The organism is Phenylobacterium montanum, assembly GCF_018135625.1.
Classification (GTDB): domain Bacteria; phylum Pseudomonadota; class Alphaproteobacteria; order Caulobacterales; family Caulobacteraceae; genus Poindextera; species Poindextera montana.
The window spans coordinates 3,806,864-3,831,167 of record NZ_CP073078.1 but is presented as its reverse complement, the minus strand read 5'-3'; the positions used below and the strand labels follow the sequence as shown (position 1 = coordinate 3,831,167).

General features: G+C 68.6%; 26 protein-coding genes. 10 read left to right on the top strand and 16 right to left on the bottom strand.

From position 1 onward, the window contains the following. Positions 1 to 6: 6 nt before the first annotated feature. From sdhA to sdhC, 3 genes are read right to left on the bottom strand one after another with little or no spacing between them, the layout of a single operon-like run. Positions 7 to 1,794 (bottom strand): succinate dehydrogenase flavoprotein subunit, encoded by a 1,788-nt coding sequence (sdhA, locus tag KCG34_RS17355; protein ID WP_211936882.1) that lies wholly within the window; start codon positions 1,792 to 1,794, stop codon positions 7 to 9. Between the two features lies 1 nt (position 1,795). Further along, positions 1,796 to 2,191: a succinate dehydrogenase, hydrophobic membrane anchor protein gene (gene sdhD / locus KCG34_RS17350; RefSeq protein ID WP_211936881.1), complete on the bottom strand. Its 396-nt coding sequence runs from the start codon at positions 2,189 to 2,191 to the stop codon at positions 1,796 to 1,798. Between the two features lies 1 nt (position 2,192). Beyond that, the gene (sdhC, locus tag KCG34_RS17345) at positions 2,193 to 2,600 is read right to left on the bottom strand and encodes a succinate dehydrogenase, cytochrome b556 subunit (protein WP_211936880.1); all 408 of its coding nucleotides are present in this window, start codon (positions 2,598 to 2,600) and stop codon (positions 2,193 to 2,195) included. Positions 2,601 to 2,930: 330 nt separating this feature from the next. On the opposite strand from sdhC, the gene KCG34_RS17340 reads away from it, so the two are divergent. Then, the gene (locus tag KCG34_RS17340; protein ID WP_211936879.1) at positions 2,931 to 3,809 is read left to right on the top strand and encodes a LysR family transcriptional regulator; all 879 of its coding nucleotides are present in this window, start codon (positions 2,931 to 2,933) and stop codon (positions 3,807 to 3,809) included. Here KCG34_RS17340 and KCG34_RS17335 read toward each other — a convergent pair. Then, a complete protein-coding gene (locus tag KCG34_RS17335; RefSeq protein WP_211936878.1) occupies positions 3,806 to 4,879 on the bottom strand; it encodes a tetratricopeptide repeat protein in 1,074 nt (357 codons plus the stop codon). The genes KCG34_RS17340 and KCG34_RS17335 overlap by 4 nt on opposite strands. Before the next feature lie 185 nt (positions 4,880 to 5,064). Here KCG34_RS17335 and KCG34_RS17330 point away from each other — a divergent pair, with 185 nt between their 5' ends. Further along, positions 5,065 to 5,595, top strand: a complete 531-nt coding sequence (locus tag KCG34_RS17330; protein ID WP_211936877.1) for a hypothetical protein — start codon at positions 5,065 to 5,067, stop codon at positions 5,593 to 5,595. A 49-nt stretch (positions 5,596 to 5,644) separates the two neighbouring features. On the opposite strand, the gene KCG34_RS17325 is transcribed toward KCG34_RS17330, so the two are convergent. Together KCG34_RS17325 and KCG34_RS17320 are read right to left on the bottom strand one after the other, a co-directional pair. Then, a complete protein-coding gene (locus KCG34_RS17325; protein ID WP_211936876.1) occupies positions 5,645 to 6,220 on the bottom strand; it encodes a hemerythrin domain-containing protein in 576 nt (191 codons plus the stop codon). Between the two features lie 72 nt (positions 6,221 to 6,292). Continuing rightward, on the bottom strand, positions 6,293 to 6,712 hold the full coding sequence (locus tag KCG34_RS17320) for an MAPEG family protein (RefSeq protein WP_211936875.1): 420 nt from the start codon (positions 6,710 to 6,712) through the stop codon (positions 6,293 to 6,295). A gap of 124 nt (positions 6,713 to 6,836) precedes the next feature. On the opposite strand from KCG34_RS17320, the gene KCG34_RS17315 reads away from it, so the two are divergent. The 6 genes from KCG34_RS17315 (at position 6,837) to KCG34_RS17290 (ending at position 12,802) form a co-directional block, all read left to right on the top strand. Further along, positions 6,837 to 7,487 carry a hypothetical protein gene (locus tag KCG34_RS17315; RefSeq protein ID WP_211936874.1) on the top strand — a complete coding sequence of 217 codons (651 nt, stop codon included), beginning with the start codon at positions 6,837 to 6,839 and terminating at the stop codon, positions 7,485 to 7,487. A gap of 49 nt (positions 7,488 to 7,536) precedes the next feature. Then, complete coding sequence (locus KCG34_RS17310) at positions 7,537 to 8,739, top strand: murein hydrolase activator EnvC family protein (protein WP_211936873.1); 1,203 nt, start codon at positions 7,537 to 7,539, stop codon at positions 8,737 to 8,739. Between the two features lie 73 nt (positions 8,740 to 8,812). Next, positions 8,813 to 10,252, top strand: a complete 1,440-nt coding sequence (locus tag KCG34_RS17305) for a S41 family peptidase (RefSeq protein ID WP_211936872.1) — start codon at positions 8,813 to 8,815, stop codon at positions 10,250 to 10,252. A gap of 113 nt (positions 10,253 to 10,365) precedes the next feature. Beyond that, a complete protein-coding gene (locus KCG34_RS17300) occupies positions 10,366 to 11,532 on the top strand; it encodes a divergent polysaccharide deacetylase family protein (protein WP_211936871.1) in 1,167 nt (388 codons plus the stop codon). A 20-nt stretch (positions 11,533 to 11,552) separates the two neighbouring features. Next, entirely contained in the window at positions 11,553 to 12,029 is a 477-nt protein-coding gene (locus KCG34_RS17295) for an RNA pyrophosphohydrolase (protein WP_211936870.1), read from the top strand. Further along, positions 12,026 to 12,802 carry an alpha/beta fold hydrolase gene (locus KCG34_RS17290; protein WP_211936869.1) on the top strand — a complete coding sequence of 259 codons (777 nt, stop codon included), beginning with the start codon at positions 12,026 to 12,028 and terminating at the stop codon, positions 12,800 to 12,802. Before KCG34_RS17295 ends, KCG34_RS17290 begins: the two co-directional genes overlap by 4 nt. On the opposite strand, the gene KCG34_RS17285 is transcribed toward KCG34_RS17290, so the two are convergent. From KCG34_RS17285 to KCG34_RS17255, 7 genes are all read right to left on the bottom strand, one after another. Next, positions 12,789 to 13,031, bottom strand: coding sequence for a CBU_0592 family membrane protein (locus KCG34_RS17285; protein ID WP_211936868.1), 243 nt, complete (start codon positions 13,029 to 13,031; stop codon positions 12,789 to 12,791). The two genes, KCG34_RS17290 and KCG34_RS17285, sit on opposite strands and share 14 nt — an antisense overlap. A gap of 88 nt (positions 13,032 to 13,119) precedes the next feature. After that, complete coding sequence (locus KCG34_RS17280; protein WP_211936867.1) at positions 13,120 to 13,395, bottom strand: ATP synthase F1 subunit epsilon; 276 nt, start codon at positions 13,393 to 13,395, stop codon at positions 13,120 to 13,122. Further along, a complete protein-coding gene (gene atpD, locus KCG34_RS17275) occupies positions 13,396 to 14,946 on the bottom strand; it encodes a F0F1 ATP synthase subunit beta (protein WP_211936866.1) in 1,551 nt (516 codons plus the stop codon). Between the two features lie 17 nt (positions 14,947 to 14,963). Then, positions 14,964 to 15,836 (bottom strand): F0F1 ATP synthase subunit gamma, encoded by an 873-nt coding sequence (locus KCG34_RS17270; protein ID WP_211936865.1) that lies wholly within the window; start codon positions 15,834 to 15,836, stop codon positions 14,964 to 14,966. A 22-nt stretch (positions 15,837 to 15,858) separates the two neighbouring features. Beyond that, on the bottom strand, positions 15,859 to 17,394 hold the full coding sequence (gene atpA, locus KCG34_RS17265) for a F0F1 ATP synthase subunit alpha (protein WP_211936864.1): 1,536 nt from the start codon (positions 17,392 to 17,394) through the stop codon (positions 15,859 to 15,861). 4 nt (positions 17,395 to 17,398) lie between these two features. Beyond that, the gene (locus KCG34_RS17260; RefSeq protein WP_211936863.1) at positions 17,399 to 17,953 is read right to left on the bottom strand and encodes a F0F1 ATP synthase subunit delta; all 555 of its coding nucleotides are present in this window, start codon (positions 17,951 to 17,953) and stop codon (positions 17,399 to 17,401) included. Between the two features lie 230 nt (positions 17,954 to 18,183). Continuing rightward, positions 18,184 to 20,343 carry a primosomal protein N' gene (locus KCG34_RS17255; protein ID WP_211936862.1) on the bottom strand — a complete coding sequence of 720 codons (2,160 nt, stop codon included), beginning with the start codon at positions 20,341 to 20,343 and terminating at the stop codon, positions 18,184 to 18,186. Positions 20,344 to 20,468: 125 nt separating this feature from the next. Between KCG34_RS17255 and KCG34_RS17250 the strand changes: the two genes are divergently transcribed. Further along, positions 20,469 to 21,176, top strand: a complete 708-nt coding sequence (locus KCG34_RS17250; protein ID WP_367576007.1) for a DUF484 family protein — start codon at positions 20,469 to 20,471, stop codon at positions 21,174 to 21,176. Next, positions 21,161 to 22,090: a tyrosine recombinase XerC gene (locus KCG34_RS17245; RefSeq protein WP_211936861.1), complete on the top strand. Its 930-nt coding sequence runs from the start codon at positions 21,161 to 21,163 to the stop codon at positions 22,088 to 22,090. The genes KCG34_RS17250 and KCG34_RS17245 overlap by 16 nt, the downstream gene beginning before the upstream one ends. 4 nt (positions 22,091 to 22,094) lie before the next feature. Here KCG34_RS17245 and lpdA read toward each other — a convergent pair whose 3' ends face one another. The 3 genes from lpdA to KCG34_RS17230 all read right to left on the bottom strand — a co-directional run bounded on the left by lpdA (position 22,095) and on the right by KCG34_RS17230 (position 24,291). Then, complete coding sequence (lpdA, locus tag KCG34_RS17240) at positions 22,095 to 23,492, bottom strand: dihydrolipoyl dehydrogenase (protein ID WP_211936860.1); 1,398 nt, start codon at positions 23,490 to 23,492, stop codon at positions 22,095 to 22,097. A 95-nt stretch (positions 23,493 to 23,587) separates the two neighbouring features. Then, the gene (locus KCG34_RS17235; protein WP_211936859.1) at positions 23,588 to 24,001 is read right to left on the bottom strand and encodes a type II toxin-antitoxin system VapC family toxin; all 414 of its coding nucleotides are present in this window, start codon (positions 23,999 to 24,001) and stop codon (positions 23,588 to 23,590) included. Continuing rightward, positions 23,995 to 24,291 (bottom strand): antitoxin, encoded by a 297-nt coding sequence (locus KCG34_RS17230; protein ID WP_211936858.1) that lies wholly within the window; start codon positions 24,289 to 24,291, stop codon positions 23,995 to 23,997. Before KCG34_RS17230 ends, KCG34_RS17235 begins: the two co-directional genes overlap by 7 nt. Positions 24,292 to 24,304 lie beyond the last annotated feature (13 nt).

Genomic DNA, 24,304 nt, shown 5'->3' with positions numbered 1-24,304 from the left:
AGCGCCTCAATAAACCCGAGCCTTGGGTTTGATGTACTCGATGTCGTCGGTCATCGTGTAGGTGTGCACCGGGCGGTAGTCGATCCCGACCTTGCCCGTGGCCGGGTCGTAGCTGGCCAGGGTGTGCTTCATCCAGATGTCGTCGTGCCGGTCGGGGAAGTCCTCGCGGGCGTGGGCGCCGCGGCTTTCCTCGCGGTTCAGGGCGCCGTTCACCGTCACGATCGCCTGGCCGACCAGGTTGTCGAGCTCGAGGGTTTCGACCAGGTCGGTGTTCCAGACCAAGCCTCGGTCGAAGGTCTTCAGGTCCGGCAGCTGGGCGTGGACCTTGGCCATGCGCTCGACGCCGCTCTTGAGCGTTTCGCCGGTGCGGAAGACGGCGACGTCCTCCTGCATGGTCTTCTGCATCTCCAGGCGCAGGGCGGCGGTGGTGACGGCGCCGTTGGCGTTGCGCAGGGCGTCGAAGCGGGCCAGGCCGGCGTCGGTCTGGGCGGGCTTCAGCTCGGGCTGGCGCGCGCCGGCCTTCAGGGTCTCGCCGAGGCGCAGGCCGACCGCGCGGCCGAAGACGACGAGGTCGATCAGGCTGTTGGAGCCCAGGCGGTTGGCGCCGTGCACCGAGACGCAGGCCGCCTCGCCCACCGCCATCAGGCCGGGGACCACGGCGTCGTTGTCGTCGCCCTTCTTGATCACCACCTCGCCGTGGAAGTTGGTGGGGATGCCGCCCATGTTGTAGTGCACGGTCGGCAGCACCGGGATCGGCTGCTTGGTCACATCGACGCCGGCGAAGATCTTGGCGGTCTCCGAGATGCCCGGCAGGCGCTGGTGCAGCACCTTGGGATCCAGGTGGTCCAGGTGCAGGAAGATATGGTCCTTGTTCGGGCCCACCCCGCGCCCTTCGCGGATCTCGATGGTCATGGCCCGGCTGACCACGTCGCGGCTGGCGAGGTCCTTGGCCGACGGGGCATAGCGCTCCATGAACCGCTCGCCCTCGGAATTGGTCAGGTAGCCGCCCTCGCCGCGGGCGCCCTCAGTGATCAGGCAGCCGGCGCCGTAGATGCCGGTGGGGTGGAACTGGACGAACTCCATGTCCTGCAGCGGCAGGCCGGCTCGCAGGACCATGCCGCCGCCGTCGCCGGTGCAGGTGTGGGCGCTGGTCGCCGAGAAATAGGCCCGGCCGTAGCCGCCGGTGGCCAGGACCACAGTCTGGGCCTGGAAGCGGTGCAGGGTGCCGTCGTCCAGCTTCCAGGCGGTGACGCCGACGCAACGCTCCCCGTCCATGATCAGGTCGAGGGCGAAGTACTCGATGAAGAAGTCCACCGACTTGGACAGCGACTGGCCGTACATGGTGTGCAGCATGGCGTGGCCGGTGCGGTCGGCCGCGGCGCAGGTGCGCTGGATCGGCGCCTCACCGTAGTTGCGGGTCATGCCGCCGAACGCGCGCTGATAGATCTTGCCTTCGGGGGTGCGCGAGAACGGCACGCCCCAGTGCTCCAGCTCGTAGACGGCGGCCGGCGCATTGCGCACCAGGTATTCGATGGAGTCCTGGTCGCCCAGCCAGTCCGAGCCCTTGACGGTGTCGTACATGTGCCAGCGCCAGTCGTCCTGGCCCATATTGCCCAGGCTGGCCGAGATGCCGCCCTGGGCCGCCACGGTGTGCGAGCGGGTGGGGAACACCTTAGTCACGCAGGCGGTCTTCAGGCCTGCCTCGGCGGCCCCGAGCGCGGCGCGCAGGCCCGAGCCCCCGGCGCCCACCACCACCACGTCGAACCTGTGATCGATGAAGTCGTAGGCGGCCATGTCAGTACGCTCCGCCGCCCAGGAAGGCGGCCTTCAGGATGCTCACCACCCCGACCGCCGCGCCCAGCCAGCAGGCGAAGGTCGAGAGGATCAAGAGCAGGGTCTTGGTCGAGGTCTTGTGGATGTAGTCCTCGATCACGGTCCGCATGCCGAGGCTCATGTGAAAGAAGCCGGTCCCGATCAGCAGCACGACCCAGATCGTGTTCCAGCCCGAGCGCAGCCACAGGATGGTGGCGCCATAGTCGTACTTGGCCAGGCTGAGCCCCGAGAACACCGCCCAGATGGCGAGGCCGACGAGGGCGATGGCCGAGACGCGCTGGCCGATGAAATGGCCGACGCCGTGCTTGGCGGCGCCCAAGCCGCGGGCGCGGCCGAGCGGGGTGCGATAGCTGGCCATCTCAGAGCGCTCCCATCCAGGCGGCGATGCCCCATACGAACACGCTGATCACCGCGGCGAAGGCGATGGCCCCGGCGGCGGTGGCGTCGGCGAACTTGGGATCGAAGCCCTTGCCCGCGTCCCAGACCAGGTGCCGGATCCCGTTGGCCAGGTGGTAGAAGATCGAGAAGGTCAGGCCGAACAGCACCAGCTTGCCCGGGATCGAGCCCAGGATCACCTTGCAGGTCCCGAACGCCGCCGGCCCCGAGGCCAGGCAGGCCGCCCAGCCGGCCAGGATCAGCGCCCCGCCATAGAGGGCCACGCCCGTGGCCCGGTGCAGGATCGAGCCGGCCATGGTGATGTGCCAGCGCCAGACTTGCACATGGGGCGACAGCGGCCGCGCCGCCGCGCCCGTCTTGGTTCCGCTCATGCGGTGGGACTCCTGATGGCTCGGACTGCGCCGCTTTTAAGCCGCAGGGGAGCGGTGTCAACGAAGCGGCGTAGGGGAAGGCTGGGGGTGTTTAGAGGCGCGTGCGTGGTTCGAGACGCGCTCCTGACGGAGCGCTCCTCACCATGACGATTAACTTTGCAACCCAATATCTTAGTCATCCTGAGGAGGTCGCGAAGCGGCCGTCTCGAAGGACGCACGCACAATCCGCAGCGCCTTTCGAATCCGCGAAACCTCCTCTCATTTTCATCCCCACACAATGCGCCATTGCTGTAGCCTTCCTTCGCCAATGACGAAGGATGCCCCTCGCCCATGCGCTTCGACCTGACCGATCTTCGCCTGTTCTGCGCCGTGGCCGACGAGGGCTCGATCACCGCCGGCGCCGCCAAATCCGCCCTGGCCCTCGCCGCCGCCTCGACCCGCATTCGCGCCCTGGAGCAGTCGCTGGGCGCGCCGCTTTTGACCCGCTCGCGCCTGGGCGTGGCCCTGACCCCCGCCGGCCAGGCCTTCACCAAGCACGCCCGCGCCATCCTGGCCCAGACCGAGCGGCTGAACGAGGAGTTGGGCGCCTATGCCGGGGGCGGGGCCAACGTGCGGCTGCTGGCCAACACCAACGCCTCGACCGAATTCCTGCCCGAGGCGCTCAGCGAATTCCTGGCCCGCCACCCCCAGGTGAGCGTCGACCTGGAGGAGCGGCTGTCGGACGAGATCGTCGCCCTGATCGCCGACGGGGTGGGCGATGTGGGCATCGTCGCCGGCACGGTGGACATGGGGCGGCTGCAGACCTTCCCCTTCCGCTCCGACCGCTTCGTGGTGGTGGCCGCAGCCACCCATCCCCTGGCGCAGCGCGAGCGCCTGGCCTTCGCCGAGGTGCTGGGCTTCGACTTCGTCGGCCTGGACCGCACCAGCTCGCTGCAGCGCTTCCTGGCCGCCAAGGCCGTCCCCCTGGGCGCCGCCATCCGCCTGCGCGTGCAGCTGCGAAGCTTCGACGCCGTCTGCCGCCTGGTCGCCGCGGGGGTGGGGGTGGGGGTAGTGCCTGCCACGACGGCGCGGCGTGCGGCGCAGACGTTACCCTTGGCGGCGATCGACCTGACGGATGACTGGGCGATCAGGGACCTGACCATCTGCGTGCGGGACCTGGAGGCGCTGGGGCCTTATGCGCAGGCGTTGGTGGAGGGGTTGAAGAGCTAGGGCCTTTGCCCGTACGCCGAGTAGGTATCGGCGATCTTCGCGTCGAGCTTGGCGGCCGCGGCAATATCGGCTTGCCCCTCCGCCATGCGGCCCAATCGCAGCGCGGCCAGTCCGCGACCATATAGGCTATGCGCCGCGGCCGGTTGGACCCGAACCACCGCGTCAAAGTCAGTCCAGGCCTCCGAGAACCGATGTTGCTGCAGGCGCACCAAGCCCCGGCTGTCGAGATCGATGATGGATCCGCCCGACCGCCTGACAGCCAGGTCACAATAGTTCGCCGCTGCGTCGAGGTCGCGATTTACGATCGCCCGGAACCTGCATCCGGCGGTCAGGGCTGCGTTCCAATTGGGCCGCTGCACCAAGGCCTGGTCGATGTCGGCGATCGCGTGGCTGAAATCTTTGGCTTGGCCATAGGCCTGGCCCCGGTAGAGATAGATTTCGGCGTCGTCCGGTTCGATTTTGTTGGCCTGGTTGTAGTCCGCGATTGCCAACTCGGGGCTTCCCGTATGGGCGTAGGCCGAGCCCCGCATCAAATAGGCACCATAAAGGGTATGGCTGATCTTTGGGCGCCGCTGAATGGCCGATGAATAGTCCTCAATGGCAAGGTCGAATTGGCCAAGATGCTCATGAGCGATGCCACGACTGAGAAAATCTTCGGCGCTGAAGAAGTGAGAATTGATGGCGACGATCGCACTATAGTCATTCGCCGCCCGAGCCCTGTCACCCTGGTGCATAAGTGCGCCGGCTCTGTTGATCAAGGCCTCCAGGTACTGCGGATTTAAAACCAGCGCCTCGTCGAAATCATTGATTGCGAGATTGACCCGGCCTTCATTGAGATAGGACGCGCCGCGATCGGTCAAGGCGATCACCCGGTCGGATGGGGCGAGACGCTGACGCAATATCTCATCACACGCCGCGACTGCGACTGGCGCATTGTCTGCATTTTCGCAGCGAATCCAGTTTTCTCGGGTGGTCTGGGCCGCGACGGCACCGGCCAAGAACAGGCACACCAACCCTGTCGCCCCAAAAACTCGCCGATTCATCGAATCCCCCGACAGCAAGGCGTTCAACATAGAACTAGCGTTGCTTCGGACAAGGGATCGACTTGACCACCCGAACCTGATTGCCGAAAAATCGGTACAGGAGCGCCGCGCGGCTCGCTCCAAGATCGGCGCCTCGCACGCCCGACACTTAAATTCCACAGCGGACCAAGGCTGGTACTGGCCCGCCGGCCGATCAAATACCGGGAGAATGAATGCGCTTGCCCGTCTTCGCGGCTCTGGCCTTAACCTTGGCTTCGGGAGCTTCCGCCGCAACCTTGCCCGCCCCCATCGCGCCCGCTTCCGACGGCAAATTGCAATGCTATTCGCCTGATACGAGCCGCAAGACCTGTCAGTCGCTGGCGGGCTATTTGGCACGGCCCGACGGCGGCATAGACAATCCCTCAACCGTCCTGGTCGCGACCTCGCCGGCGATCGCCATGAGCGGGATGGCCCACGTGGCGGTGAAGGGCGGTCAAGTCTGCGGCTTCATCAGACCGGAAGACATCGCCGCTTCGAGCTTTTCCATTGCCGGCAAACCGGCGAGCGATGCCCAAACGGCGCGATTGCGCACTAGCATCAGTGCGGCCATGAAACCGATGTACGGCCAAGAATTCTGCACCGCCTATCTCCCAGATGGAGATGGCCTGATCGCCAAAGCGACTATCGACGGCGCGTCCCAACCGGGAAAAGACCAGAGGGTCATCTGGGTATCGCCTGCCGACGGCTATGTCGTGGCGCCCTGACCCGCCGTGGCAGCTTTTGGGGTTCGAGGGGAACGAATTCCTAGCCCCGCTAGCCGCACCCCCTACGCCCCCCGAACTCCGCCTCCCATTCCAGCAAACGCTCCCGCAGGGCGGCGAAATTCTGTTCGGCGCGCTCGCCGAACAGGGGGTCTCGGCGTTCGGCCAGGGCGGCTTCGATCTGGGCCCAGTCCTCCGCCGTCAGCACGCGCTCGGCCAGGGGCAGGAACTGCGCCTCTTCCTTCTGCATGTGCTCGCGCTCCAGGGCGATGAAGGCGCGGGCGGCGGCGACGATGCTGGCGCGGGCGATGTCCGACTGGCCCAGCAGCAGATCGATGGTTTCGTGGAAGCGGACCACCCGCTCGTGCACCTGCCGGTGCTCGGCCAAAAGGTCGAACAGCCCCTCCGCCTCGCCCGGATGGGCGTGCTTGAGGCGGGCATAGACCAGGTTTTCCTTGGGGTGGTGGCACTGGTCCGGGTAATCGATGAAATAGTCGGCGACACCCAGGACGATGTCGTAGTCGGGATCGCCGGCCTCGGCGAACACCTCGACCTGGTGGCTGAGCGCGTCCAGCAGGCGCGCGATGTTGCGATGCTCTTCCCTCAAGGCCTGGATGATCGCCGCCATGATCACCTCCCCCGATCGCGCGGGTTGCGAGCGACAGTCGATCACATCGCCGAAAGACGGCCTTGATCTGGGTCAGGGATGTGGGCGGACGAAGAACAGCACCCAGAACGCCCCCAGCACGACATTGCTGGCGGCGAAGACGACCAGACGGTGGAAGACGTTGTTGTAGGTCAGGTGGATCGCCGAATGGACGGCGCGCAGGGCCACATAGGTCCAGGCCACGCCCAGGACTGGGGCGGTCACGCGGCCGGCCACGTAGTACATCAGCGCCGCGACATAGAAGAGCGCCGGCAGCTCCAACAGGTTCATCATGTTGCGGTTGGGGATGGAGACGTGCCCCGGCACGCGCTCGGACTCGCCGAACCGGAAGTCGTCCGCCGTCACCTGCTGCGCCGAGGCGGCGCGGAACCGCCGCGCCGGGATCAGCCCCAGGACCGCGAAGGTGAGCAGGGCGAGCGCGCCCATCGGCGCGAAGATCGATTGCTGGTCCATGGCCTGGGCGTCCGGTTGCTTACAGCGTAAAGCGAACATAGACCGCTTCCGGCGCAACTTCCAGGTGTCGTGCTTCACACCCCGACCTTGACACAGACTGGAATCCAATGTTCTTGTTTTGTTCATGCACATGGCCACCGCCCTGCCCTATGACGACGACCCGCTCGAGAGCCATCGGGAGCGGGCGGAGCGGCATATGCAGACCCTGCGCGAGCTGACCGAACTGGCCATGGGCCTGGCCCGGACCCAGGCGCAGAAGGCCAGGGACGCAGCCGAGGCGGAGACGCCGCCGGTCGGGCGCGATCCGGCGCTGGTGTTCGCACAGGTGGCCCGGGCGGTGCGCCAGTCGATCGCCCTGGAGGCGCGGATCGGCGAACGGCTGAGGACCGCCGAGGCCGAGACCCTGGACGGGGCGGCGGCCCTGCGCCAGGCCGCGGCCGGGGCGGCCCAGCGGCTGAAGGAGAAGCTGAAGGACTTCATTATCCGCGACCCTGGGCCCCCTGAAGGCTTGGGTGAGCGGTTCGAGGGGCTTGAGCGCGAGCGGTTCGAGGGCGAGCGGCTGGAGGTGCTGGACAAGGCGCAGGCGCTGAGAGAACTGGGCTTTGAGGACGAGCCCTCGGCTGGCCCCCTCCACCATGCTGCGCATGGTCCCCCTCCCCCGATGGGGGAGGAATGGGTTCCGAACCGCGAAGCTTCAGTTCCTCCCCCGTTGGGGGAGGGGGACCGCCTGGAAGGCGGTGGAGGGGGCTCGCCGCCGCCGTGGCGGAGCGGGTGAGACCCAAAGCTCCGTCGACGGGGCCGGCGAACGGGCCTAACCATGGGCGATGACCGCCTGGCGCGCCGCACCCGCCGTACTGGCCGGCCTGGCCGTGGTGGTCGGAGCCGGGGCGCTGGCTGCGGCCGTGAAAAATCCGTCCCTGAACCCGGCGACCAATCCGGCCCTGGCGCAAGTCGAGGCGGACCAGCGCGCGCGCGAGCACGACCGCGACGCGGCCCTGGCCGCGGCCCAGGCGGCGCGGGCGGAGGTGCTGCAGCTGCAGGGCCAGCTGGCCGCCCTGGATGCGGACCAGGGGCGGGGCCGCGGCGGAATCAGTTTGAAGCGGTTGACCCTGGCGGGCCTGGCGGTGCGCGAGGAGGACCTGCGCGCGCGCATGGGCGGGGACCAGAACCGGCTGGCGCGGCTCTTGACCGCGCTGGAGATGTTCCGGCGCGACCCGCCGCCGGCTCTGCTGGTCGATCCGCGCGACGTGCGCGACGCGGTTCGGGCGGCGATCCTGGTCAAGGCCATGACGCCGGAGCTGGAGCGGCGAGCCGCGGCGCTGAAGGCCCAGGCGACCGAGCTGAAACGCCTGCGCCGCCAGGCGGATACGGCCAGCGAGGCCCTGATCACCAGCGAAAGCGCGCTGGCCGAGCAGCGGGCCAAGCTGGAGGACGAAATCCTCAGCCGCACCCAGGCCGCCCGCCAATCAGCCACCGAGGCCGCCGCCGCCGCCCAGGACATCGAGGCGCTGGAGGCGAGGGCCCAGGCCCTGCGCGACGTGGGCCACGGCCTGGCCGCGGGGACCACGGCGCCGCCGGTTTCGGCGCGCCTGCCGCCGGACCCGGAACATGCGGGGCTGTTCGGCCGGCAGAAGCTTTTCCAGGCGCCCGTGGCGGGTGCGCTCATTCGCCGCTTCAACGATTCCGAGCCCGGCGGAGGCGAGCGATCGCGCGGCTGGACGTGGCGCACCAAGGACGGACCGGCCGTCGTCGCCCCCGCCGCGGCGATCGTGGACTATGCCGGACCCCTGAAAGGCTTCGGGGTCGTCTTGATCTTGCGGATGGGCGGTGGCTACCATCTGGTGCTTGCGGGCTTGGAGACGGCGACGGCCGCCCCTGGCCAGACGGTTTCGGCGGGACAGCCCGTGGGACGGATGGCCAAGCTGGATTCGCCGCCGCCGGACCTCTATCTGGAGATCCGCAAGAACGGCGCGCCGGTGGACCCGGCGCTCTGGCTCAAGGCGCCGGACCGCACAGCCCGGCGTTGAGGGTTTGCGAACGAGGTCTGTGCTTAGTTTTCGCGTCTTCTAAATGACGCAATGGAGCCCTAGGGCCTCGCTCATGCGCAAATATCTCCTGATCGGTGTCTCCGCCTTCTGCCTCGGCGCCGGGACCATGGCCTATCTGAACCGGCCGGCGGTGGCCGATACGCCGAGGGCCCAGACCTTCCGCATGCTGGAGCTGTTCGGCGACGTCCTGACCACGGTCGAAAACCAGTACGTGACCCCGGTCGACGACAAGAAGCTGATCCAGGCGGCGATCGACGGCATGCTGACCTCGCTGGATCCGCATTCCGGCTATCTGAACCCCGACGACTATGGCGACATGCGCGACCAGACCCGCGGCGAATACGGCGGGCTGGGCATCGAGGTGACCAGCGACGAGGGCGCGGTCAAGGTGGTCTCGCCGATGGACGACACCCCCGCGGCGCGGGCCGGCATCCAGTCCGGCGACTACATCACCGCCATCGACAATCAGAGCGTGATCGGGCTGCAGCTGTCCGACGCAGTGAAGAAGATGCGCGGCTCGGTCGGCCAGCCGATCACCCTGACCATCGTGCGCCAGGGCAAGGACCCGTTCGACGTCAAGCTGGTGCGCGAGTCGATCAATGTGAAGTCGGCCAAGGGGCACATGGAGGGCGACTACGGCTACCTCCGCGTCTCGGCCTTCGACGAGAAGACCACCGAGCAGGCCACCGAGGCGGTCAAGGACCTGGAGGCCAAGAACCCGAAGATGAAGGGCCTGGTGCTCGACCTGCGCAACAATCCGGGCGGCTTGCTGGACCAGGCGGTCGGCATCTCGTCCATGTTCCTGGACGGCGGCGAGGTGGTCTCGCAGCGCGGCCGCGATCCCAAGGACATCGAGCGCTACAACGCCCGCAGCCACGGCGACATGCTGCACGGCCTGCCGATGGTGGTGCTGATCAATTCCGGCACCGCCTCGGCCGCCGAGATCGTCTCCGGCGCCCTGCAGGACCGCCACCGCGCGGCCATCGTCGGCCTGACCAGCTTCGGCAAGGGCTCGGTGCAGACGGTGATCCCCCTGCACAACGGCGAGGACGGGGCGCTGAAGCTGACCACGGCGCGCTACTACACCCCGTCGGGCCGCTCGATCCAGAAGACCGGCATCGAGCCGGACCTGGAGGTGGCCGAGACCTACGAACAGGCCGAGGCCGTGGCCAACGAGGCGTTCCAGTTCTCGGAGGCCAGCTTCTCCAACGCCCTGAACGCCGAGGAAGGCAAGGTCCGCCGCGCGCCGCACGAGCCGGCCGAGGCGCCGCCCACCGGCTTCGACGCCAAGAAGGACTTCCAGCTGCAGCGCGGCCTGGACGTGCTCAAGTACGGCTCGGTGGCCGCCACGCCCAAGTATCCGACGCCCAAGCCCAAGCTGGCCGCGATCCTGCCCGGCGCCAACCCGGCCGCGGTGGCGCCGGGGACAACCGCCAAGCCGGCCAAACCGGCCGACGCCAAGCCTGCGGCGCCTGCGCCCAGCCACCCCTGAGGCGGCGCCGCCGCAGCTTCAGGTTCGCCGATTATTAACCATAACCGGCGAGGTTCGGGCGCATTCTGCGCGACCGCTTCTTGCGGTCCGCAGGCCGTGTATGGGCCAGCCTGATGTTCGCCAAACGCAGCACCTTCGTGATCCCCACCGCGCCTGAGCCCAGCGGCGGGCGCGCGCGAGAGATCGCCGCCCTGGTGCTGGGCAATCCGGCGCTGAGCGCCGCGGCGGCCGGGGGCCTGTTCCTGCTCTGCGCCCTGGTCCTGATCCTCGCCGCGGCCAATCCCAAGGCCGGCCTGCCGCATATCCGCATCCACCTGGCGGACCCCAGCGCCGCCCCGCCCGGCTGGCGCGAGGCCCTGACCGCCGAAATGCCCGGCGCCGCGCCGGTCAGCGTGTCCGGCCTTGAACTCCTGCCCGGCGGCGCCGCGGGCGACCAGCCGCAGGGCCAGGCGGTGATCACCCTGCCAGGGGCCGAGCCGGCGCCGGGCGACCATGCCGGCCAGGCCCTGCCCGCCGCCCCTATCACCGGCCTGACCGAGCCCGGCCCCGGCGGCGCCCTTCTGCCGATCATCGCCCAGGACGGGCGCACCCCGGCCCAGGCCTATGCCCGGCCGTTCCACTCCAACGGCAAGCCCAAGATCGCCCTGGTGATCGGCGGCCTCGGCCTGAACAGCAAGACCACCCGCCAGGCCATCGAGCAGCTGCCGCCGGAGGTGACCCTGTCCTTCGTGCCCTATTCCGAGGGCCTGCAGGGCTGGATCGACCTGGCCCGCGCCAACGGCCACGAGGTCTTGATCGAGGCGCCGATGGAGCCGAACGACTATCCCGACAACGACCCCGGCCCCTACACCCTGATGGCCCAGGGGCGCACGGCCGAGACCATCGAGAAGCTGGACTGGGTGCTGTCGCGGGCCACTGGCTATTTCGGCGTGACCAACTATCTGGGATCCAAGTTCCTCAATTCGGACCAGGCCATGACCGCCTTCACCGGCGACCTGCACCAGCGCGGCCTTGCCTTCATCGACGACGGCACGGCGGTGAAGCGCGGCGGCGGCATTCCGCGCGCCTCCGCCGACGCGGTGATCGACGACCAGCTGGCGGGCGATGCGATCGACAAGCAGCTGATCCTGCTGGAGGCCGACGCCACCCGCAACGGCCAGGCCTTGGGTTCGGGCTTCGCCTATCCCCTGACCTTGGATCAGGTGGCGCGCTGGGCTACCACTCTGGCCCAACGCGGCTACCAGCTCGCCCCCGCCTCTGCGGTGACGATGCGCCGCTAGATCAAAGTCAGGCGGCGCGCTTGGACCTCTCGCAGTATCGACCCAATGTCGGCGTGGTGCTGTTCCACCGGGACGGCCGCGTCTGGTACGGCCGGCGGCATGGCGTGCCGGGGATCGACAACTGGCAGTTCCCGCAAGGCGGGGTCGACGCCGGCGAGGACCTGGAGGCTGCGGCGCGGCGCGAGCTCATGGAAGAGACCGGGGTGCGTTCGGCCGAAGTGATCGCGCGCACGCCGGACTGGATCCCCTATGATTTTCCGCCAAGCATGGTCGGCAGCAAGATCGCCAAGGGCTGGAAGGGCCAGAAGCAGGTGTGGTTCGCCATGCGCTTCTTGGGCGAGGAAGCCGAAATCGACCTGGAGGGCCATCACGAGGTCGAGTTCGACGCCTGGCGCTGGGGCGCGCTGGCCGAGGCGCCTGGCTTGATCGTGCCGTTCAAGCGCGCCGCCTACGAGCAGGTCGTGGCCGCCTTCGCCCATATTGGGCCGGTCATATGAAGGGCGACAGGGAGAGCGCAAGGCCGCCGGTGATCATGGTCCATGGCGCCTTCTGCGGCGGCTGGGCCTTCGACGCCTTTCGCGAGCCCTTCGAGGCGGCGGGGCATCCGGTGCTGACCCCGGATCTCGCCGGGCGCGGCGGCGGATCGCGGGCCGCCGCCTCGATGACCGATTTCGCCGCCGGCGTCGCCGAGTTGGTCAGGGCGCAGGCCGAGGCGCCGATCCTGGTCGGGCATTCCCTCGGTGGGCTGGTGGCCCAGCTGGCGGCGGCCAAGGCTCCGGTGCGCGGCCTGATCCTGCTGGCCCCCTCCGCCCCCTGGGGCGTGGCCGGCGGCAGCGTCGAGGAGGCGGTCTCGGCCGTCAGCCTCTATGCGCTCGGCCCCTATTGGCTGCAGGCGATCGAGCCGGACTACACCATCGCCCGCACCTACAGCTTCGACCGGCTGGCCAAGGCGGATCGCAAGGCGGTGTTCGCCCGCATGGCGCCGGAGAGCGGGCGGGCGCTCTGGGAGACGCTGAACTGGTGGCTGGACCCGTTCATGACCACGATGGTCTCACCCCGCCGCATAGCTGCGCCCGTGCTCGGCATTGCCGGCGGTCGCGACCTGGTGCATCCGCCAGCCACGGTGCTGCGCACGGTCGAGCGTCTGGGCGGCGAGTTGCAGGTGTTCGAACCTATGAGCCATTGGCTTTTGTCCGAGCCCGGCTGGGAGGAGGTGGCCGAGGCCTGCCTCTCGTGGATCGGGCGCCTGGAACGGCTCAGCGCCGCCTGAGGGCCAGCTTGACCAGGCCGAACGCCGCCACCAGCGCCCAGGCGCCCTCCATCAGCGCCGCCGACAGGTTGAAGGCCTTGGCCAGCGAGCCGAGGATCAACAGCGCGCCCATAAGGTTCATCACCAGGGACGGCGCCCGGGTCGGGTCGAGCCCGCGAAACTGCGTCCCCACATAGGCCGCGAGGATCAGGCCCACCCCGGCCACGCCGGCGATGTCGAAAACGGTCATGGCCTCGTCTCCCGCCCCGAAGGGTCGAAAAGCGAAACGCCGCCCCGGTCGCCCGGAGCGGCGTTCAAAGCTTGAATTCGGCCCGGCCTCAGGCCGAGGCGACGCCGGCGTCGCGGGCGTGCTCGGCCAAGATGGTGAAGCCATCCGGGGTCACGTCGGCGAAACCGCCCTGGACCTCGTAGCGGTGGACCTTGTCGCCTTCATGGATGGTGACAAAGCCTTCGCGCAGGGCGGTCATGAACGGCGCGTGGCCGGCCAGGACGCCGAAATCGCCTTCCGAGCCCGGGGCGTCGACCTGGTCGACGTCGCCCGAGAACAGCTCACGCTCGGGCGAGACCAGCGAGAAGTGCAGCTTGTCGGCCACTTAAGCCTCCGCGGCCATCTTGGCGCCCTTGGCCAGGGCGTCTTCGAAGGTGCCGACGTTGTAGAAGGCGCCTTCCGGCAGGTGGTCGCCCTCGCCGTCGCACACCGCCTTGAACGAGCGGATCGTGTCTTCCAGGCTGACGAAGATGCCCGGCATGTTGGTGAACTGCTCGGCCACGTGGAACGGCTGCGACAGGAAGCGGGAGATCTTGCGGGCGCGCGAGACCACCAGCTTGTCCTCTTCCGACAGCTCGTCCATGCCCAGGATGGCGATGATGTCCTTCAGCGCCTTGTACTGCTGTAGGATCTCCTGCACCCGGCGGGCGACGGTGTAGTGCTCTTCGCCGATCACCAGCGGGTCGAGGATCCGCGAGGTGGAGTCGAGCGGGTCGATGGCCGGGAAGATCGCCTGGGCGGCGATGTCACGGCTCAGAACCGTGGTCGCGTCCAGGTGAGCGAAGGAGGTGGCCGGCGCCGGGTCGGTCAGGTCGTCGGCGGGCACGTAGATGGCCTGGACCGAGGTGATCGAGCCCTTGCTGGTCGAGGTGATGCGCTCTTGCAGGTTGCCCATCTCGGTGGCCAGGGTCGGCTGATAGCCCACGGCCGAGGGGATGCGGCCCAGGAGCGCCGACACTTCCGAGCCGGCCTGGGTGAAGCGGAAGATGTTGTCGATGAAGAGCAGCACGTCCTTGCCCTCTTCGTCGCGGAAATATTCGGCTTGGGCGAGGCCGGTCAGGGCGACGCGGGCGCGGGCTCCCGGCGGCTCGTTCATCTGGCCATAGACCAGGGTACAGCGGCTGTCGCCGCCGCCGCCGGCCTGGTTCACCTTCGACTCGATCATCTCGTGATAGAGGTCGTTGCCTTCGCGGGTGCGCTCGCCGACGCCGGCAAGCACCGAGTAGCCGCCGTAGGCCTTGGCGATGTTGTTGATCAGCTCCTGCATGGTCACGGTCTTGCCCACGCCGGCGCCGCCGAACAGGCCGATCTTGCCGCCCTTGGTATAGGGGCAGAGCAGGTCGATGACCTTGATGCCGGTGACCAGGATCTCGGCCGAGGTGGATTGCTCGGCGAAGGACGGGGCTTCGGCGTGGATTGGGCGGCGATAGGTGTCGGCGATCGGACCGGCTTCGTCGATCGGGTCGCCGATCACGTTCATGATCCGGCCGAGGGTGGCCGGGCCGACCGGCACGGTGATCGCGCCGCCGGTGTCGACCACCGGCTGGCCGCGGACCAGGCCCTCGGTGGTGTCCATGGCGATGGTGCGGACCACGTTCTCACCCAGGTGCTGGGCGACTTCCAGCACGAGGCGGAACGGCGCGCCGGTCCGCTGGTCGACGTTGGTCGTTTCGAGAGCGCTGAGGATCGCCGGCAGGTGGCCGTCGAACTCGACGTCGACAACGGCGCCGATGACCTGGGCCACGCGGCCGGTGGCGACGCCAGCAGGCGTGGCGATCTTCGGCGCGGCGGCCTTGGAGGCTGCGGCCTTGGGGGCGGCCTTCTTGGCCGGAGCCTTGGCGGCGGGTTTCTTGGCGGCGGCTGGGGTCGTGGCCATCGTCTAACTCTTTCGTCCTAAAGGGCTTCGGCGCCGGAGATGATCTCGATCAGCTCCTTGGTGATCTGCGCCTGACGGGTGCGGTTCATCTTGATCGTGTACGCGTTGATCATATCGCCGGCGTTGCGCGTGGCGTTGTCCATCGCGGTCATCTGGGCGGCGAAGAAGCCGGCCTGGTTCTCCAGCATCGAGGAGAAGACCTGGACCATGATGTTGCGCGGCAGCAGGGTCTCGAGGATGGTCTCCTCGTCCGGCTCGTACTCGTAGGCTGCGCCCTTGAGATCGATCTTGGGCGCGCCCTCCACCACTTCGGCCGGGATCAGCTGCTTGGCGGTCGGGATCTGCTGCACCACCGAGCGGAAGCGGCTGTAGAACAGGGTGACCACGTCGATGTCGCCGGCCCCGTACAGCTCGAGCACCTTGTCGGCGATGATCTGAGCCCCTTCCAGGGTCGGTGCGGAGCCGGCCTCGAAACTGGCCACAAAGCGGTCGCCATAGGTTCGGCGCAACTGGTCGCGGGCCTTCTTGCCGACGGTGAGGATCTTCACCTCCTTGCCGTGTTCGAGCAGGGAGGCGATCCGCTCGCGCGCGGCGCGGACGATCGACGAGTTGAAGCCGCCGGCGAGGCCGCGGTCCGAGGTCGCCACCACGATCAGGTGGCTGCGGTCGCGGCCGGTGCCGACAAGCAGCTTGGGCGCGCCGTCGCCGGACACCCCCGCCGCCAGGTTGGCGATCACCGCGGCCATGCGCGTGGCGTAGGGCCGGGCGTTCTGGGCGGCGTCCTGCGAGCGGCGCAGCTTGGCTGCGGCGACCATCTGCATCGCCTTGGTGATCTTCTGCGTAGCCTTCACGCTGGCGATCTGGCTACGCATTTCCTTGAGGCTGGCCATGTCAGGCGCTCCTGCTCAAGGCTTACGCGAAGGTCTCAGCGAACGCCTTCAGCGCGCTGTTCAGCTCGTCTTCCAGATCCTTCTTCAGCTCCTTGCCGGTGCGGATCTTGTCCAGCAGCGGCTGGTGCTTGGAGTGCAGGCGGGCCAGCAGTTCCTGCTCGAAGCGGCCGACCTGGGCGGTCGGAACGCCGTCGAGATAGCCGCGGGTGCCGGCATAGATCACGCAGACCTGCTCTTCGACCAGCAGCGGCGCGTATTGCGGCTGCTTCAGAAGCTCGGTCAGGCGCTCGCCGCGGGCCAGCTGACGCTGGGTGGCGGCGTCGAGGTCGGAGCCGAACTTGGCGAAGGCGGCCAGCTCGCGATACTGGGCGAGCTCGCCCTTGATCGGGCCCGAGGCGGTCTTCATCGCCTTGATCTGGGCCGAGGAGCCCACGCGCGACACCGAGATGCCGACGTTCACCGCCGGGCGGATGCCCTGGTAGAACAGGTCGGTTTCCAGGAAGATCTGGCCGTCGGTGATCGAGATCACGTTGGTCGGGATGTAGGCCGACACGTCGTTGGCCTGGGTTTCGATCACCGGCAGGGCGGTCAGCGAGCCGGCGCCGTTGTCTTCATTGAGCTTGGCGGCGCGTTCGAGCAGGCGCGAATGCAGGTAGAAGACGTCGCCCGGATAGGCTTCGCGGCCCGGCGGGCGGCGCAGCAGCAGAGACATCTGGCGATAGGCCACGGCCTGCTTGGACAGGTCGTCATAGATGATCAGGCCGTGCATGCCGTTGTCGCGGAACCACTCGCCCATGGCGCAACCCGCGAAGGGGGCCAGGAACTGCAGCGGGGCCGGCTCGGAAGCTGTGGCGGCCACGACGATGGTGTAGTCCAGGGCGCCGCGCTCCTCGAGCGTCTTGACGATCTGGGCCACGGTCGAGCGCTTCTGGCCGATGGCGACGTAGATGCAATAGAGCTTGGCGCTCTCGTCATCGCCGGCGTTGATCGACTTCTGGTTCAGGATGGTGTCGATCGCCACGGCGGTCTTGCCGGTCTGGCGGTCGCCGATGATCAGCTCGCGCTGGCCGCGGCCGACCGGGATCAGGCTGTCGATGGCCTTCAGGCCGGTCTGCACCGGCTCGTGCACCGACTTGCGCGGGATGATGCCCGGCGCCTTGACGTCCACGCGGCGGCGCTCGGCCACGTTCACGATCGGACCCTTGCCGTCAATCGGCTCGCCCAGCGGGTTGACCACGCGGCCCAGGAGGCCCTTGCCCACCGGCACGTCCACGATTTCGCCCAGGCGGCGGACTTCGTCGCCTTCCGAGATGGCGCGGTCGTCGCCGAAGATCACGACGCCGACATTGTCGCGCTCCAGGTTCAGGGCCATGCCCTTGACCCCGGCCGAGGGGAACTCGACCATTTCACCCGACTGGACCTTGTCCAGGCCGAACACGCGCGCGATGCCGTCACCGACGGACAGCACCTGACCGACGTCGGAAACGTCGGCTTCTTCGCCGAAATTGGCGATCTGGGACTTGAGGATGGCCGAAATCTCGGCGGCGCGGATGTCCATGGGCTTACGCTCTCTTCAGGGCGAACTTGAGGGAATCGAGCTTCGACTTGAGCGAAGCGTCGTACAGGCGGGAACCGACACGCACCTTCAGCCCACCGAGAATGGCGGGGTCGACGCGGGTTTCGATCTCGGGGTCCTTGCCCAGCGACTGGCGCAGGGCCGCAGCGACGCCCTTGGTCTGGGCGGCGGTCAGCGGCACAGCGCTGGTCACCTGGGCCGAAACCACGCCGCGGTGGGCGGCGGACAGGGCCTCGTAGGAGGTGATCACGCCGCCGAGCGCGTTGGCGCGGCGCTGGTGGGCCAGGAAGGCCAGGAATTTCTTGGTCAGGGCGTGGAAGCCGGCGGCGTCGGCGATGCCGGCCAAGCCCTTGCCCTTGGCTTCGGAATCGAAGGCCGGCGAGGCCAGCAGGGTCCGCAGGTCGGCGCTGTCGGCGATCATGGCCTTGAGGGACTTCAGGTCGGCGTCCACGTTCGCGATCTGACCATTGTCGCTCGCCAGATCGAACAGAGCCTGCGCATACCGCGCGCTCACATCCGTAACCTTGGAATCGTCCGCCAAGTTGAAACCCACCAATTATGTCGGTCGCGCCAGCCGCGAGAGGCCCCGCGACGGCTGGAAAGGCTTGATTGCGCTTAGGAAAGCACGTGGACGAAAGGGCGTACTCAGAGCCCCCAGCCCGAAGCCGCGCGCCTGATAGCACGCGTTCTTCGGCGCCGCAACCGACGGAATCCAGGCCTTTTGGCCAATAGAGCCCGCAGCTTAGGTCCCTGCCGTTACGGCATCCGGCTTTAGAGAAAGCTGTAGGGGTCCACGTCGATGGTCATGCGGATCGAGCCGGGAACCCGCACCCTGGCCCGCCACGCCGCCAGGAAGGCCGGCAGATCCACCTTGCGATCCGCGCGAATGAGGAACCGCTTGCGCCGGCGGCCCCGCACCAGGGCCAGGGGCGCGTCGGCCGGGCCGTAGATCTCGATCCCCTCGGCATTGGGCGCCACAGCCGCCAGGCCCTGGGCGAAGGCGTCCAGTGCGGCCGCATCTGGACCCGACAGGATGATCGCCGCGAGCCGACCATAGGGCGGCAGGCCGGAGAGCTGGCGCGCCTCCATTTCGGCGGCGACGAAGGCGTCGCGGTCCTGGGCCGCCAGGGCCTGCATCACCGCGTGCTCCGGCGCATAGGTCTGCAGCAGCACCCTGCCTGGCCGCTCATGCCGCCCGGCCCGCCCTCCGGCCTGGGCCAGCAGTTGGAAGGTGCGTTCGGCGGCGCGCAGGTCGCCCCCTTTGAGGCCCAGGTCGGCGTCGACCACGCCCACCAGGGTCAGGTTCGGGAAGTTGTGACCCTTGGCCGCAGCCTGGGTGGCCACCAGGATGTCGATCTCGCCCGCCTCCATGGCCACGATCATCGCCTTGGCCGCCTCCGGGTCCCACATGGTGTCGGAGGAGAAGACGGCGATGCGGGCCTCGGGGAACAACTCGCGCGCCTCCTCCTCGACCCGCTCCACCCCGGGACCGATCGAGGCCAGGCTGTCCTTGGCCCCGCAGTGGGGGCAGGCCTCGGGTTTCTTCATGGAAAAGCCGGTCAGGTGGCAGATCAGCCGGCCGGTGTAGCGATGCTCGACCAGCCAGGAATCGGTGTCCGGCGCGGTCAGCTTCTCGCCGCAGGCCCGGCAGAGCACCAGCGGCGCATAGCCCCGGCGATTGAGGAACAGCAGGCTCTGTTCGCCCTTGGCGTAGGTCTCGGCCAGGGCCTTGATCAGGGGCGGCGAAAGCCAGCGCTCGCGCTCGGGCGGGGTCTCGCGCAGATCGACCAGAGAGACCTCGGGCAGCTCCGCGATCCCATGCCGGTCGGTCAGCCGCAGCCAGCGATAGCGCCCGGCCTCGGCGTTCCAAAGGGTTTCCAGCGAGGGGGTGGCCGAGGCCAGCACCACCAGCGCGCCCTCGATCTTGGCCCGGACCACGGCCAGGTCGCGGGCCTGGTAGATGAAGCCTTCCTCCTGCTTGTAGGAGCCGTCGTGCTCTTCATCGACCACGATCATGCGCAGGCGGGCGAAGGGCAGGAACAGGGCCGAGCGGGCGCCGATGACGATGCGCGCCTCGCCCGAGACGACGCCTTCCCACGCTCGCCGCCGCTGGGCCGGGGTGATGCCCGAGTGCCACTCGGCCGGGGCGGCGCCGAAACGGTCGGTAAAGCGGGCGATCACCGCCTGAGTCAGGGCGATCTCGGGCAGCAAGACCAGGACCTGGGCCGCCGGGTCCTGGGCCAGCACCTGGGCGACCGCCTCCAGATAGACCTCGGTCTTGCCCGAGCCGGTGACCCCGTCCAGCAAGGCCGCCTGGAATCCACCAGCCTCGGCCAGGCCCGCAAGCACCTGCATCGCCGCCGCCTGACTGGGGTTGAGGGCCGGATGCTTGTGGTCCGGATCGGGCGTCGAGAAATGCGTTTCCGGCTCGACCAGCCGCGCTTCCAGGACGCCTTCGTCAACCAGCCCCTTGAGCACCGAGGCCGAGACCTGGGCCGCCTCGGCCAGGGCGGTGGCGCTCATGGGGCCGGTCGCGGCCTCGAGCACGCGCGCCCGCGCGGGCGTCGCGCGGGCCGGCGCGGCGCCGGTGGCGAACAACAGCCGCTGTGGCTTCGGCCGTGGCGCGCGGGCGCCGCGCAGGGCGATGGCCAGGGGCGCGCCTGGGGCGTCGACGCTGTAGCGCGCGGCCCATTGGATGAAGGCCAGGGTGTTCTTGGGTAGGGGCGGTTCGGCCAGCCGGTCCAACACCGGCTTCAGCGGCCGGTTGTGCCCGGCCCCCTCCTTCAGGCCCGTCACCACTCCGATCAGCCGCTGGGGGCCGAGGGGCGCCACGACGATGTCGCCGAGGCCCAGATCCATCCCTTCCGGCTCGGCGTAGTCGAACGCCTCGGGCAGCGGCAGGGGCAGAAGGATGCTTGCGACTCTCGGCATGGCGAGGGAGCTTAGAGCAGATTTGCGCCGCTCTTCGCGAGCGATTCGAGAACGGCGTGAATCGCTTCTTAACCATCCCGGGCGCCATACGGGACGGCGGGTTCGAGTTGGGGGTGAGAGGGGTCGTGAGCGAGCAGCCGAAGACGCCGACGGATGCGGCCAAGGCCAAGCTGGAAGAGGCCCTGGCGAAGGACTGGAAGGTGGTCTCGGCCTTCCTGCGCGAGCATCCGAACCTGATCCGCGGCGATGCCGATCTGCTGTCGGTGCTCGGCCTCTGGCTACGCGCGGACAACATCATCGAGTTCGGCCCCGCGGCCCTGGCGCGCCTCTCGGCAGACAAGTCTCGGGAAAAGGCGGCGCGCCGTCACCTGGAGGTGACCGCGCGGGCGAATTTCGCCGCCCAGGCCCAGACCCATGCAGCGGTGATCGACCTTCTGGAGGCGCGCAACCACGCCGACCTGGCCCGGCGCGTGGACGAGACCGCCCGCCTGCGCTTCGGCCTGGTGGCGGGGGTGGTCGGGCTGGAAGGTCCCGGCGGGGTGCCGGCCGGATGGAAGGCCTTGCGGGGCGGGGCTGTCGATGAGCTGCTGGGCCTGACCGGCCCGGCGCGCATGGGACCGGTGCTGGCGGCCAAGACCCTGTTCGGCGACCAGGCCGACCAGATCGCCAGCACCGCCATGGTGCGCCTGGCCCTCTGGAACCCGGCCCGTGAGGGCGTCCTGGTGTTCGGCTCTTCCGATCCGGTCGGCTTTCTGCCGCAGATGGGGACCGAGCTGGTCTCGTTCCTGGCCCGGGTGGTCGAACGCACGGCCGAGCGATGGCCGGTGCTGTAAAGACCGCGCGGGAGGCCCTGGCCGCCTGGCTGACCTATCTGGAACAGGAGCGCCGCGCTTCGCCGCGGACGGTCCGCGCCTATGGCGATTGTGTCGGCGCCTACATCGTCTTTCTCGAACAGCACCAGGGCGGCGCGCTGAGCCTTCCGGGCCTGGCGGAGGTGTCGGGCGGCGACCTTCGCGCCTACCTCGCCTTTCGGCGTGGCGGCGAGAAGGGGCTGGGGCCGAGGTCCGTATCGCAGGCCCTGTCGGCCATCCGCGCCTTCCATCGCTGGCTCGACCGGCGGCTGGACACGCCCAACGCCGCCGTGACCCTGGTGCGCGGCCCGCGCCTGCCCCAGGGCGTCCCGCGGCCGGTGAGCGAGGACCAGGCCAACGGCCTGATCGAGGAGGCGGGCTTCGACAGCGACCTGCCGGAATGGGAGATCGCCCGCGACGGGGCCCTGATCACCCTGCTCTGGGGCTGCGGCCTGCGCATCTCCGAGGCCCTGTCCCTGACCCTCGCCGATACGCCCCTGGGCGAGACGGTGCGCATCACCGGCAAGGGCGGCAAGACCCGGCTGGTTCCCGTGCTGCCGGTGGTGCGCGAGGCCATCGCCGGCTATGCCGCCGCCCAGCCCTTCGCGCTCGGCCCCAAGGACGTCCTCTTCCGGGCGCCCCGCGGCGGCCCCTACAGCCCCCGCCACGCCCAGGCCCTGATGCAGCGCCTGCGCGGCCGGCTCGGCCTGCCCGACAGCGCGACGCCGCACGCCCTCAGGCACAGCTTCGCCACCCACCTCCTCGGCGCCGGCGCGGACCTGAGGGCGATCCAGGAACTCCTCGGCCATGCCTCGCTGTCCACGACCCAGCGCTATGCCGACGTGGATGCGGCCGGACTATTGGCGGCCTATTCCAAGGCTCATCCGCACGCCTGAAGGATCAGGCCTGCATGGTCCAGCCTTCGACGCCCATGGCCGCCTGGCGCAGGGCCTCGGAACGGGTCGGGTGCGGGTGGCAGGTGCGGGCCACGTCTTCCGAGGCCGCGGCGAACTCCATGGCCACGCAGTATTCGCCGATCATCTCGCCGACCTGGGGGCCGATCATGTGCACGCCCAGCACCCGGTCGGTCTTGGCGTCGGCCAGCACCTTCACGAAGCCCTCGGCCTCGTGGTTGATCTTGGCGCGGGAATTGGCGGTGAAGGGGAACTTGCCGGCCTTGTAGGCGACGCCCGCGGCCTTCAGCTCCTCCTCGGTCTTGCCGACCCAGGCCACCTCGGGGTGCGTATAGACCACGCCCGGAATGACGTCGTAGTTCACGTGCCCGGCCTTGCCGGCCATGACCTCGATCGCCGCCACCGCCTCGTCCTCGGCCTTGTGCGCCAGCATCGGGCCGTGGGTGACGTCGCCGATGGCCCAGACGCCGGGCGCGGAGGTCTTGAAATGGTCGGTCTCGATGAAGCCGCGCTTGTCGGGGGTGATGCCGACGCTCTCCAGTCCCAGGCCTTGGGTGTAGGGCCGCCGGCCAATGGCCAAGAGCACGTAGTCGGCGGTCAGGGTCTCGGCTTCGCCGCCCTTGACCGGCTCGACCGACAGGCTGACGCCGGACTTGGAGGTCTTGGCCCCGGTGACCTTGGCGCCCAGCTTGAAGGTCATGCCCTGCTTGGTCAGCGAGCGCTGGAAAGTCTTGGCGGTCTCCTCGTCCATGCCCGGGCAGATGCGGTCGAGGAACTCCACCACCGTCACCTGGGCGCCCAGGCGGCGCCAGACCGAGCCCAGCTCCAGGCCGATGATGCCGGCGCCGATGACGACCAGGCTCTTGGGAACCTCCGGCAGCGACAGGGCGCCGGTGGAATCGACGATGCGCTTCTGGTCGACCTCGACCCCCGCCAGCGGCGAAGGCTCGGAGCCGGTGGCGATGAGGATGTTCTTGGCTTCCAGCGTCGTGGCCTGGCCGTCCCCGCCGGCCACCTCGACCTTGCCGGCGCCGGCGATCTTGCCCCAGCCCTTGATCCAATCGACCTTGTTCTTCTTGAACAGAAACTCGATGCCCTTGGTCAGCTGGCCGACGCTGTCGTCCTTCTGCTTCATCATGTTGGGCAGGTTCAGGGCCACGGTCGCGTCGATGCCCAGGCCTGCGAAGTCCTTCTGGGCGCTTTCCAGCATCTCCGAAGCGTGCAGCAGCGCCTTGGACGGCATGCAGCCGACATTGAGGCAGGTGCCGCCCAGGGTCGCGCGCCCCTCGACGCAGGCGACCTTCAGCCCCAGCTGCCCGGCGCGGATCGCCGCATTGTAGCCGCCGGGCCCGCCCCCGATGATCACCACGTCGTAAGCGGCCATGTGTGCAAATCCTCTTCGAAAAGCGCGGCTGTCGTCTAGCCTTAGAGCGGGATGAGGAAAAGTGCGAAGCGGTTTTCCGCCCGCATTCCGCTCAATCAGACCACGCTCCAGTCGATGACCTTCAGGCCCTCGATGCGGCTGAATTCGCGGGTGTTGGCGGTGATGAGGGTCCAGTCGCGCGCCAGGGCCTGGCTAGCGATCAGCAGGTCGTACGCGCCGATCGGCCGTCCGATCCTGGCCAGGTCTGCGCGTACTTTGGCGGCGACGATCGCGTCGGTCTCGTCGAACGGTTCCAAGTCGATATCGTTGAGCGCGAAACGCACCCTGACGCGTTCGGCGTCAGGCTTTGGGTGTCTCAGGCAACCGAATTCCAGTTCGTGCAGCACGACCAGTGACGCCACCAGCCTCTGGTCGCCCAGCACAGCCGCGTCGAAACGCTTACGAACTGCAGCACTCCTGGCGCGGACGATGTCGACAATGACGTTGGTGTCGAGCGCGAGCGTCACCACCAGTCGCGCTCTTGAAGCGGCGGCTGATCCCGATCCGGGAAATCAGCGTCGCCATAGCTGTCGAGTTCGGCCCAGAACGCTTCCATCTCTTCCTTCGTACGGGGTCGCCTCCGCTTCGGCGGAACCGGCTCCAGGATCACGGCCTCGCCTTCCTTTCGGATCGACACTTCCGTTCCTTCGAACCGGAACGCCTTTGGCAGGCGCACCGCCTGGCTGCCGCCATGCTGGAACAGCTTGGCGCGGGCAGGCTCGCCTTCGAAGGGCCGGCCCTCTTCCTTGACGCCGGGCATGGGACGCCTCGCT